This window comes from Streptomyces sp. NPDC005805, assembly GCF_040630445.1.
Lineage (GTDB): Bacteria > Actinomycetota > Actinomycetes > Streptomycetales > Streptomycetaceae > Streptomyces.
Genome location: NZ_JBEXXN010000053.1, coordinates 40,871 through 51,905, shown reverse-complemented (window position 1 = coordinate 51,905; position 11,035 = coordinate 40,871). Strand labels below are relative to the sequence as shown.

9 protein-coding genes and 2 pseudogenes are annotated in these 11,035 nt (G+C 67.3%); 4 read left to right on the top strand and 7 right to left on the bottom strand.

Features of this window, described 5'->3' with window-relative positions; genetic code table 11:
• Positions 1–428 precede the first annotated feature (428 nt).
• Positions 429–770: a hypothetical protein gene (locus ABZ457_RS24440; protein ID WP_359160915.1), complete on the top strand. Its 342-nt coding sequence runs from the start codon at positions 429–431 to the stop codon at positions 768–770.
• A 623-nt stretch (positions 771–1,393) separates the two neighbouring features.
• Here the strand turns inward: ABZ457_RS24440 and ABZ457_RS24435 are convergent.
• The 3 genes and pseudogenes from ABZ457_RS24435 to ABZ457_RS24425 form a co-directional block, all read right to left on the bottom strand.
• A pseudogene (locus tag ABZ457_RS24435) lies at positions 1,394–1,588 on the bottom strand (IS5/IS1182 family transposase); the annotation flags it as partial.
• A gap of 246 nt (positions 1,589–1,834) precedes the next feature.
• Positions 1,835–2,631, bottom strand: a pseudogene (locus ABZ457_RS24430) (IS5 family transposase); the annotation flags it as partial.
• 666 nt (positions 2,632–3,297) lie between these two features.
• On the bottom strand, positions 3,298–3,921 hold the full coding sequence (locus ABZ457_RS24425; protein WP_359160912.1) for a LysE family translocator: 624 nt from the start codon (positions 3,919–3,921) through the stop codon (positions 3,298–3,300).
• A 157-nt stretch (positions 3,922–4,078) separates the two neighbouring features.
• On the opposite strand from ABZ457_RS24425, the gene ABZ457_RS24420 reads away from it, so the two are divergent.
• The gene (locus ABZ457_RS24420; RefSeq protein ID WP_359160909.1) at positions 4,079–4,648 is read left to right on the top strand and encodes a hypothetical protein; all 570 of its coding nucleotides are present in this window, start codon (positions 4,079–4,081) and stop codon (positions 4,646–4,648) included.
• 73 nt (positions 4,649–4,721) lie between these two features.
• Here ABZ457_RS24420 and ABZ457_RS24415 read toward each other — a convergent pair whose 3' ends face one another.
• Positions 4,722–5,177: an ATP-binding protein gene (locus ABZ457_RS24415; protein ID WP_359160906.1), complete on the bottom strand. Its 456-nt coding sequence runs from the start codon at positions 5,175–5,177 to the stop codon at positions 4,722–4,724.
• Between the two features lie 534 nt (positions 5,178–5,711).
• On the opposite strand from ABZ457_RS24415, the gene ABZ457_RS24410 reads away from it, so the two are divergent.
• Positions 5,712–7,439, top strand: a complete 1,728-nt coding sequence (locus ABZ457_RS24410; protein ID WP_359160903.1) for a thiamine pyrophosphate-binding protein — start codon at positions 5,712–5,714, stop codon at positions 7,437–7,439.
• Positions 7,436–8,416, top strand: coding sequence for a 3-oxoacyl-[acyl-carrier-protein] synthase III C-terminal domain-containing protein (locus ABZ457_RS24405; RefSeq protein WP_359160900.1), 981 nt, complete (start codon positions 7,436–7,438; stop codon positions 8,414–8,416). The genes ABZ457_RS24410 and ABZ457_RS24405 overlap by 4 nt, the downstream gene beginning before the upstream one ends.
• Before the next feature lie 151 nt (positions 8,417–8,567).
• Here the strand turns inward: ABZ457_RS24405 and ABZ457_RS24400 are convergent, their stop codons facing one another.
• The 3 genes from ABZ457_RS24400 to ABZ457_RS24390 form a co-directional block, all read right to left on the bottom strand.
• Positions 8,568–9,047, bottom strand: a complete 480-nt coding sequence (locus tag ABZ457_RS24400; RefSeq protein ID WP_359160897.1) for a hypothetical protein — start codon at positions 9,045–9,047, stop codon at positions 8,568–8,570.
• 246 nt (positions 9,048–9,293) lie between these two features.
• Complete coding sequence (locus tag ABZ457_RS24395; protein ID WP_359160894.1) at positions 9,294–9,887, bottom strand: transposase family protein; 594 nt, start codon at positions 9,885–9,887, stop codon at positions 9,294–9,296.
• Between the two features lie 370 nt (positions 9,888–10,257).
• Positions 10,258–11,034 (bottom strand): hypothetical protein, encoded by a 777-nt coding sequence (locus tag ABZ457_RS24390; RefSeq protein WP_359160892.1) that lies wholly within the window; start codon positions 11,032–11,034, stop codon positions 10,258–10,260.
• Position 11,035 lies beyond the last annotated feature (1 nt).

Sequence of the window (11,035 nt, the reverse complement as noted above, 5' to 3'; positions counted from 1 at the left end):
GGCCGCCTGACACCCGTCGAATACGAGACCGTCATGACCACACCGGACCTCCAGGCCGCGTGACCAAACCTGTCACCCGAACCTGCACCAGACCCTGAGGTTGGAAAAGGCCCAGTGATCTGACCGGCCCGTCACCGCACAGGACACCGTCGGCCGCCTCGAACAACGCGTCCGAACGAGAGGTGAGACACGAATAGAACTCGCCCCGGAAGCGTGGCAGTCGCGCCAACGCTCCCGGCGGACGTCACCATGCAGCAGAGTCATTCTCACGGCCTTCGTCTGAACGTGTGTGTTCCTTGGTCGGAGTACATGTTCAGACGAAGGCCGCTTCGCTGCGGCGGCTACCGAACCGAGTGATCAAGTTCGACGCGCCATTCGACCTCGTGAGTCAGGGGCGAAGTGGGAGAAGGCCGCGACATAATCTGGTGATGGGGATCGATCTGCAGTTGCACGACGGCCGTCCGTTCTGGCCCAGTCGCCGGTCAAAGCGCAGAGCCACGCTGATCCGGCAGTCTCACGAACTCAGCGAGGCACTGGCTCAGCTGATCGCCAAGATTCCCCGCAACACGTCGGGCAAGCTCTGGACGGTCGACCCGTACAACGACACGATCTTCAACGAGCAAGAGGCCGCGGCCGCGCTTCGCGAGATCCCAGATCTTCTGGAGTGTTGCACCGATGACTCCGAAGCTGAAGCGATTCGCGCCCTCACCACCTACTTGGAAGCCTGTGCCGCGACCCCCGGCAGCCACTTGGTCTTCGCCGGGGACTAGCCAGGCCACCCCAGAGGTTAAAGCCCAAGTTAGGCCCATCGAATGGTGATGTCCGCCACTCCGGCCCAGCAATTCAAAACAACACGCGACCAGTGGGTCTTGCCATCATAATTGCTGACGTATCCGCCGTTGTAGTAGAAGGGGCTGTAGTTGCACCGAGCGTAAGCCTGCCATGATCCGTTCTGTCTACCCGAGCATGTCACCATGGCATCGTCCAGCTCGGGATCATATATGGCAATCACTTCCGTGTGACAGATCATGCCACCTGAGGTGAAACTGGATCCCGGAGTGACAGCAGAAGCAGAAGGTGCAGCTACTAGAGACCAAATCAAGAGCAAGAATGAACCTATGGCCGCCGAAGTGAATCGGCGGGTCAAGATTTTCAGCATCTTTTTCGTGTGTCCTTATTTCAATAATACTGAATGTCGACGTTAAAAATACTAGACTGAATCGCCGTCGGGAAGAGTAACTACTACTCATCCACATGTGTCGTCCGCGCCAACGAGGTGGACGGCATGCCCGGACAGGGTGGCCACCTGCCATTCACCATGCCGACGTGTACATGCGCACCGACCTTCCCACAGGCCGTGTGCGTCGCACGGTCACTCGGCATTTCGCGCGGCCGGGAGGCCCGATTCGGGACAGACGTGGGCGTCGGCCTCGTTCCACAGTGCCGGCCGGGCCGAGGCGGTGACCAGGCGGGGTTCCGGCGTCGATGATGCCCTGTTCGTTCGCCGAGAGCCGGTAGTTGCGGGAGGAGGCCCGACCATGCGGTCGCGGACCGGGATCAAGGTTCCGTCCACGATCCGCAGCCGGTCCATGTTGGCACCGGCTTGTCGAGGAAGCAGGCTGGCGCGCATCCTCTGTCCTCCCGCCTCGCTCCCGCGGGTCCACCCTCATGTCGCCCGTCCGGATGCGTTGGAGGCGCCGCTCATGGACCCGCTTCCGCCGCTGGTGGCAGTCAAATGGCTCGGCGTCGTTGTCTGGTCAGTCCGTCGCCGGAACCTCTGAGGGCATGGTCGGCCGACTCGCTGGCCAGGACCCTTCTGGGCGCCGTTTCGCTTGGTGAGTCGTCGGTAGTTGACGAGGCCGGTAGCGACGGCCGTGAAGCCAAGGAAGTGCTCTGGCTTGCGTTCGTAGCGCCGGTGGAGCCGGCGACAACCGGCAAGCCAGGGCATGGTCCGCTCGATGACCCATCGGTGACGTCCACGTCGCTGTGAGGTCTCGATGCCCCGGCGGGCGACCGCGGGGTGATGCCGCGGCTGCGGAGCCATTGCCACAGGTGAGGACAGTCGTAGCCCTTGTTCCCGTGGAGCTTGTCGGGCCGTCGGCGGCGTGGTCCGCTGCGGCTGCGAATCGGCGGTATCGACGCGACGAGCGGCTTCAGCGCGAGGCTGTCGTGGGTGTTCGCTGCGGAGATCGCGACCTCGACCGGCAGGCCCGACCGGTCCGAGGTGGATCTTCGATCCGTTCTTCCCACGGTCGGTTGGATTCGGTCCGGTCAGCAGCCCCCTTTGAGGGCCCGGACACTCACCGAGTCGATGGCCAAGCGCGACCTGTCCAGCCCTCCCCGGGCACCGAGTTCGTCCAGGACGACGCGGTGGAGACGGGCCCACACCCGGTCAACACTCCTGCGCGCGAAGCGTCGGTAGACGGTCGGCCAGGCCGGGCCGAACACCGACGGCACCTGCCGCCACGTGCAGCCCGACGCGGCGACGAACACGATCGCGGCCAGACATTCACGGTCCCCGGCTCGTCGACGGCCATCACCCTGAGGCCGTACCACCACCGTCTGCGGCACCACGCGCCGGAACAGCTCCCACAACTCTTCCGGCACCAGCCGCTCGGCGAGACTCGCCATGCCCACCACAACGAGCCAAACCACCAAAGGAAACGACGCCCAAGGCGGAGGAGGGCGGCGACCTGGTGGCCGCCGCGGACCAGGACCAGGGGCCGGGCGAGCTGGAGCAGGGGCAGGCGGAGGGGCATGGGCGGGCGGGGGGCGGGGTGGTGGTGGGCGCCGGTCCGCGGCGGGGCCACGTGGTGCAGGCGCCGCTGCGGTCGGCCCTCCTCACGCGGGGCGGGGCCGGGGAGAGACGCCTGTGCCGGATCGTGCCCGCCGCGCATACGGAGGCGGCCCGCACCGGCGGGGTTCCCACCGCGCCGTGGGAGACCTTCGCCGAACACGCCACCCCGAGGACGTCGTGGTGCTGCTCGGTCCGGTGTCGGAGCCGGTACGTACCCCGGCGGCGAGCAGCCCGGATGTCGCCGAGCGGCTGCTCGGGCCGGGGTGCCGGTCACAGTGGCCCATGAGCCGCGAGCAGACCCGTTCCAGATCCGGCAGTCCACCACGATACGGCCCTTGCCGTAGATCTCGGCGGTCAGATCCGAGGTGAGCTTCGCCCAGGTCCGGAAGCGATGGCCCCCTGAGGGCCTGGACCCGCGAACAGATGGCCGCCGCCCCCTCCCGCGCGGCGATTCCGCAGCCGGCAGGCGGCCTCACCACGGAAACCGGCAGCGGAGCCGGTCAGGGCTGGGTCGCGGCGACCTTGAGGCCGAACCCGATCAGGACGGCGCCCGTGATCCGGTCCATCGCGCAGCGTACGGAAGGCTTCTGGAAGAAGGCGCGGGCTTTGGCCAGGAGCATCACGTAGCCGCCGAGCCATGCTGCGGTCAACGCCGCGTGGATGAGGACCAGCAGCGCCATGCCGATGTGCGGGGACAGCCCGGGTGGGGCCAGCGTCGGCAGCAGGCCGGTGTAGAAGACAGCGATCTTGGGGTTGAAGATGTTGCTGACCAAGCCGGTCCGCCACGCGCTGTCGGACGGTGCGGCGGCGGGGGGTGAGTCCGCGTTTGATGCCCGACCACGCCGGCTGTGGAGGAGCGCCTGGATGCCGAGAAAGATCAGGTAGGCGGCACCGGCCAGCTTGACCACGGTGTACGCGGCCGCGGACGCGGCCAGCACCGCGGCGAGGCCCCCAATCGTGAGCACACCCCACACAAGGAGCCCAGCCGTGATGCCGCCGGCTGTCCGTAGGCCGTCCCGCCAGCCGGCGGAGACCGCCCGCTTCGTCACAACAGCCATGTCCGGTCCGGGCACCACGGTCACTACGGCGAGCACACCGGCTGCGGTGAGGACGTGAGTGAACATGCCTCCAGTCTCACACCGGTGAGAAGAAGACACCGGACCTACAGATGAGTGACGGGTACTCAGGTTTCGTGGCAGCTGATGGACGAGGGTTGTCACGGTCCACGGTCGAAACGCGGCAATGTTTACATGGAGGTAAGGGATGAAATCGGTTATGAGGATGGCGACCGCTGTTCTGCTGGGGCTCGGTACGGTGGGTGCTTCCACCATCGCGTCCGCCACTCCCGCCGCCGCGGCTGGGGAGCAAACGAGCTGTGGTGTGTGGATGCCGTTCGACCAGTACCAGGGCCCCGCAAGCGGCAACGTCCATCGGTCGATGTGGATGCAGACGTGCATCCAGAAGACCGTCACCAGCGGCGTCGAGTACTTCGCCGGCACCCTGACCGTCTTCAATGGCTCGGGGACAACGACGAACTTCGGGCACAACTACGGGCGCTGGGGTTCGCGTGAGCTGCAGTTCACCAGGATGGTCGGCGAAGGAATGGGCACGCCGAACCAGGGTGGGAAGGAACTGATCAACTGGTATCCGAACAACAGCTGCTTCCGTGGCGAGATCAGGGCCGGGGAGTACAAGTCCTGCACGTCGCCGTGGGTGAAGGACGACTCACCCGCCACGCCCAACCGCGTCTTCGGCGGCGTGCGGGCGTACGCGTGGATGCCGCAGCCCGGCATGAACACCTACGAGAGCGCCAACTTCGGCATCACCGACGGCTCACCCTGGCTGAACTGACGGCAGGGCCGCGCCTGCCGGGCCTTCTCCGGTAGGACTGCGGGGCTTCTCCTGCGGAATGCGCTGGGACGGTTCAGGCCGGCGGCAGGTCGGCCCAGTGATCGATCAGGCCATCGGTGCCCGGGCCGGCTCCCGTGTGGTCCGCCAGGGCCGCCACGATCGCCTCGCCACGCCCGTGCTCGGCGTCCGGCCGGTCGGCGGCCCAACCGGCGGCGGTCAGGCGCGGGCCGCCGTCGCTGACGTGGACCTGCACATGGCCCGCGCTGTCCGCCGCTGCCTGCAGGTGCAGTACCACGGGCGGCAGGGCGTACGTCACCGCGTTGGTCACCAGCTCCGAGATCACCAGGAGCAGGTCGTACACGTGATCTTTCCCCAGCCCCCATTGCTCCAGCACCCCGCGGGCCTCATGCCGTGCCGTCGCCGGCGCGAGCGGGCCGTGGTCCAGCAGCAGACCGAACGTCCTCTGCTCGGCCCCGCCCGCTTCGGCGGTCAGCGACTGCCCGCCACGTACAACCGTGGGACTCGACATGGAGACCACCATCCGCTCAAGCGCCGGAACATTCCCTCTGCCTCCAGCACACCTCTGCGCACTGCGGAATCCCTGAGCAGTCAGTACCTAAATCAACAAAAAAGAGACAATAGGTAATCGGTGGGTCCAGGCCACCGGCCCCCACCAGGCGGCGCAGCGATGTACGCCCGGGCTCCGGGGTGTTGTCAACTCGCTTGCGGAGCACTGTAGTTGAGTAGTGGCTGCTTATGTACGGCCTGCGGATTTCATGATCCAATAATGACGGCGAACGGCAACTGGCTCCCCCGCCTGTCGCGCCGCTGTGGGCTGCCCCGTCGACCGGGGCGGCCCACCTGCCGTTCGGGGGACCTCTTGCAACGGCGTGCCGCGGAAAACCGGGTATCCGGCAAAGCGGCCGGCCGCCGTGTAGGTATCGATTACTCATCCACCTCTGCCGTGCGGCTTGAAAGATCTCCCTGTACGGACGGCACTTCTCATTCCAGAGATCCGCCCTCAGGGCCCGATGGGGATTTCACCCCGCGCAGGGAGTTCCGATTGCCTACCGAAGGTCATGAGCACGCTCATTCGCGCACCCTCAACGGGGCTTCGCTTATTTTGGAGCATCTCGTCCAGGCGGGTGTGGACACCGTGTTCGGCGTGCCCGGGGGAGCTATTTCCCCCATCATGCAGAGAATCCGGACACATCCCGGCCTTCGGATGGTGGTAGCCGCCCACGAGGCCGGGGCCGCGTTCATGGCCGACGGATATGCCCGGTCGGGTGGAGGGATGGGAGTCTGCCTGGTGACGGCGGGGCCCGGCGCGACCAACGCGCTCACCGGTGTTGCGGCGGCGCACCTGGACGGCGTGCCCCTGTTGCTGGTTTCGGGCCAAGTGCCGGCCCACCGGACCGGGACAACGGCCGTGCAGGAGAGCACATCGGAGTGCGGTGTGGACACTGCCGCGTTGTTCCGCCACGCGACCGGCTACTCGACACGCGTGCCGGATTCCGCCAGCCTCCCTCGCCTGCTCAGACGGGCGCTGTCACTCGCGACGTCCCAGGGGTGTGCCGTGCACCTGGCCGTCCCCAGCGACGTCTCTCGCGCGCCCGCGGCGGAATCGCTGTCTGTGCAGCCGGCCCCGGAGGCGTCCGGCGGCCCGCCCGGCGCCCTGGCGGGGGACGAGCTCGCGGGTGTTCTCCGCCAGTGCCGGCGCCCTCTGTTCTTTCTGGGCGGTGGCGCCCGTCGTGCGCTCACCCGCTACGGTGACGAGTTCCGGCAGTGCGTCGAGCGAATGAATATCCCCGTCACCACGAGTGTGCGCGCCAAGGGAATATTTCCGGAAAGCCACCCGCTCTCACTTGGCGTCTTCGGGCTCGCCGGCAGCCGGGCGGCCCGAGCGTACAGTGCGGAAGGAATCGATGTTCTAATCGTTCTCGGAAGCAGGCTCGGAGAATGGGCGACAGGGGGAAATACCGCCGGTCTGGAAAATGCCCGGGTCATCGTTCATGTCGATGCCGACCCGACTGTTTTCGGGCAGGTCGTACCGGCGCATCACGCGATTACGGGCGATGCCGGTGCGTTCATCAGGGATCTGCACGCCGCGACCGAAGGGAGAGCGGGGCGGAAGTCTGACCGCGGCTTCCCGGTGCGCGAGCGGCCGGAGGTCGCCCACACCGACTCGACCGGTCGTCTGCCGGCTTCCGTACTGATCAGCGAGTTCTCCCAGTGCATGGGGCCCGACACGGACGTCTTCGTCGACATGGGCAACTGCACCGGCTGGGCGACCCGATACCTGACGGTGGACCCCCCGGGCCGAATCTTCATCCCCACCGGCCTGGCGACCATGGGCTGGTCGTGCGGAGCCGTGATCGGCGGGAAGGCGGCGCGGCCGGACCGGAATGCTGTCGCCCTCGTGGGCGACGGGGCCTTCCTGATGAACGGAACCGAGGTCGCGACCGCTGCCCGGCAGCGGCTGGGTGTGGTCTACGTGGTGCTGAACGACGGCTACCTCGGGATGGTCAACCACGGCGAGTCCTGGGAAAGCGGTGCCGATCTGGACGATCCGTTCTACCACCTGGGCTCAGTGGATCTGGGGGAGTTCGCCCGCTCCCTCGGCGCGCGAGCTGTGCGCATCGACTCCCCGGGGCAGCTCCTGAAGGAACTCCCGCTCGCCTTGGAGCAGGCCGCCAGGCAGGGCGTACCCTACGTCCTGACAGCGGCCGTGGACCACCTGGAACCGCCGCCCTACGGTGAGCGTTTCGCGACCGTGGGGAGCGATCGTTGAAGGCCGGGCACTCGTCCTCGCGCCGGGAAGCGGTACGGCTCATCGGCGGTTCCTTCGCGCTACCGCCCGCCGCTCCCCCTCGAACGGTCCGAACGCTCGACGGGGCTTCGGCCGCTGGGCATCAGCAGGCGGATCTGTTCACGGGTGAGGCGGGGCGCCGTGTCCTCGGTCCCGGGCAGAGCATCGAGGACCTCGTGGTGGACGCCGGCCGCCGTGTTCTGGACGGCGCCGGGCTCGACGCGGGCAGGGTGGACCGGCTGTACGGATACGTCTCGCTCGGGGAGTTCCTGTTCCCCAACGGGCTGTTCGTCGTCCACCGGAACCTCGGCCTGTCGTCGCGGTGCCTGACCGTGCCGGTCAACGGCGAGTTCGCCAACCTGCTGCTGGGCATCATGCATGCGTGGGAGGGCGTCACCATCGGCCGCAGCGAGCACGCGCTGGTGGCCGTCGGCAGTCGCATGAGTCATTCCGTCGACCCCGGCCATCCCCTCGCCGACTACATCAGCGACGCCGCGACGGCGTTCCTCGTGGGCAGGTCGACCACGGGGCTGGAGATCGTGGACACGGGGACCGAGGTGCTGAGCGACGAGTTCGGCGCCATGACCATGGCATGGGACCCGGCGGCCGGGCGTCCCGCGTTCAGGATCTCCGACGACTCCGGCCGTCGCGCGTACCTGACTACGGGCATGGACGGGCCGGTACGACTGGTACGCGACCTGCTGCGACGCCACAGCGTCCGGCCTCGGGACGTCACGCTGATCACGCACCAGTCGTCGCGTCTGCTGCTCGACCACTGGGCGGCGCGAATCCGGCCCTACCGACATATCGATACGTTCACCGAGTACGGCAACATGGCGCACGCGTCTGTCGGGGTCACACTGGCCAAACACTGGGAGGACCTGGACACCCAGTACGTCGCGCTGGTAGGGCTCGGCCTGGGGGCCCAGAACATCGCGGTGCTGCTGCGCGCTTCCTGAACGCGGATGACGGCCGACAGTCCCGCGGTGCACCCCGCGGGACCAAGCGTACGCGGCGGGACGGGGCACGGGTCCGGCGCCTATGGGCAGGAGCCGCGGCTGGTGGTCAGGTCCACCGCCTGCGATCCGTCCGACAAGGTCAGGAGGTGTGTCACCCTCCGAGAGGAGGCGGCGTCGGCGACTCCGAGTAGGGGGACATGGCTGTCCCTCGTTCCGCCCAGTGAACGTCCGTGGCCTCGACCTTGATCCGAACCGCCAGATGAATGTTCGGCGGCTTGATCCAGTCCGTAGTGCAGGTTACTGCGCCTGGCAGGAGCTTTCCCGAACGCGGAACAGTCACGGTCCCGATGCCGGTAAGGCAAGGCTTGTGATCGAACTCCACCTTGTAGAGGATGCGCACCGCATCGGTGCGCATGACCGCAGGCCGTTCTCCGTAGTTGAGCAAGAGAGAAGTACCTCGCACCCAGTTTCCTGATCGCTCGACACAAGACTGAACGGCAGTCTTCGGGCCGAGTTGGACAGGAGTCCCGCACAGTATTTCATTGGCAACAGCCTGGGCCGGGCTTGCCGTGAAACAGAGGCCGGTCAGGACCGAGCCGATTACGACGCCTGCTTTTACCTTTGCCTTCACTCTGAATTTCCCTTGAGTAGACCGAGTTCAATGACTACGAGCAAGGGCTGCTCCCTCGCCGAAGCCGGGACAATCCTGCCGACCTCAGCCCAGTGTCAACAGAGCTGTGCCTACTCAGGATTGGGGCCGGAGTACGTCGCCTCAGCCGCCCCGCTGTACGCAACTGCGTGTGCTCCGGGCTGGTTGGCAACGAGCTCGTGCACGGTAAGCGCTGGGAGGTCGCAGGGTTCGGTGGAGTCTCGATGCTCACGCCTGCCAGGCCGGGGTCCGGTCTGCGGTCTGCTGCTGGGACAGTAGGCCGGCGATGGCCTGGACGGTGTCGTCCATGTGCTCTCGGCGACCGAGGTGGCGGGCCAGTGCCCGCCAGTTCTTCAGGTGGGCGATGCCGTGTTCGACCCGGATGCGGCGTGAGGAGTGGGCCTTGCGCTGGCGTTCGTGCAATTCCTCGTACCAGTCCGGGGCCTTCTTCTTGAACTTGCGGTGCGGTGGCGCCACGACGCGTCCGCCGGTCTGTGCTCCGTGTCCTTGGTAGCCGGCGTCGGCAAGGATCTCGACGGCAGGACCGTCGGCCAGGAGCTTGACCAGCCCCAACTCCCGGGCGTGGGTGATGTCCGTCCAGTTGCCTGATCTGGTCGGTCTGCAGAACAGCCGCCGCCCGTCCCCGTCGGTGAGGACCATGGCCTTCACGGCGTTCTGCTTGTTCTTGCCGGAGATGAACCTGTCCCGGTCCTTCCGGCCGACGGCCGGGCGGCGCACCCGGACCTCGGTCCCGTCGACGATGGCGGCATTCCCGGCCTGGCCGAGATGGTCGACGACCTCGGCCAGGGTCCGCAGCCGCACGCCAGGGCTGATGGTGCATCCTCGCTCCGCGAGCAGGGGCCGTACCTAGCCCGGCACGGGTGACGGTCGGGCCGTCCACGCCGAACCAGCAGGCCAGCACGTCATGAGTGACTCCGTGGCGGAGGTGCACGAGCGTGGCCAGGAGCCGTCGACGAAAACCATGCGGTGCTTCGCGCCGGCGCCCACGGCCCGCTTCCGCGGCCGGGCGGCAAGCCGCGCCTGGTGACGTCCCCCCCACAACGGGTCGATCTCCTCGACGAGTTCAGCAACCACTCCCACGGTCAGGCCTGTGATCCGCCGACTACTGATGATCACCCCACGCGTTGAGTTCCCCACCACTGACCATGATCAACCATTCAGGCTCAACGCCTCACCGCCTGCCGTGCACGAGCTCGTTAGGCCAGGTTGTGCCCGGTGGGATGGTGAGGGTCGGGTCGAGGGCGTGCTTGAGGCGGGCAGTGGTGCGCCAGAACGGGTCGGCCCAGGTGGGGAGTCGCTCCAAGGTCTGCACGCCTACCCGGTAGGGGTGGAAGCCGTCGGCCCAGAGGACGCGCTGGAGTTCGTCCAGGCAGGCGTGGGCGGCTTCGACACGGTCCGGCTCGCTCCGGTCGAAGGAGACGTCGACTGTGGCTTGGACGGTCTGCTCGTTCATGGCGTTGAGGGAAATCCCCGGGCTGAACCCGAAGGCCGTGCCGACTGTTCGGACATGATCGACCAGCCGACGCGTGGAGGCTCCGTCGAAGGAGGCGGTGGGCAGGCAGAGCAGTGTTCCGGCGCTGCTCCGATCGAAGGCTTCGACCGTGAAGGCGGAGCCGAACGGGGAGCTGAGGGCGGTCAGCGGCCAGTCGGTGGGCTCGCCGCCCAGAAGGTCGGCGAGAGTCCTCAGGACAGGGTGGTTGACCTCCGCGTCGACAAGGGCAGAGCGTCCGAGCCCGAGAAGCGCGGTGCGCAGGTCGCTCCAGGTGGCTGCCACGGCCCGGTCGCTCCCGGAAACGCCGCCGAGGGCGATCCAGGCGCCGTCGCCCAACGCCGGGTCACCGCGGAACCGGGCACCGTCGAAGGTGTGCGTGACCGTGCGGAGCACCTCGCCGCGATGCAGTTCGGCGAGTCGGTCGGTCAAGGGTTGCAGGTCGGCGTCGTCGCTCACG

What these genes read in the sequence shown, in the direction of transcription:
- ABZ457_RS24420 (WP_359160909.1), top strand. Translation starts at nt 4,079, where the DNA reads ATGGCGACCGCTGTTCTGCTGGGGCTCGGTACGGTGGGTGCTTCCACC.
- ABZ457_RS24425 (WP_359160912.1), bottom strand. Translation starts at nt 3,921, where the DNA reads ATGTTCACTCACGTCCTCACCGCAGCCGGTGTGCTCGCCGTAGTGACC.
- ABZ457_RS24440 (WP_359160915.1), top strand. Translation starts at nt 429, where the DNA reads ATGGGGATCGATCTGCAGTTGCACGACGGCCGTCCGTTCTGGCCCAGT.
- ABZ457_RS24415 (WP_359160906.1), bottom strand. Translation starts at nt 5,177, where the DNA reads ATGTCGAGTCCCACGGTTGTACGTGGCGGGCAGTCGCTGACCGCCGAA.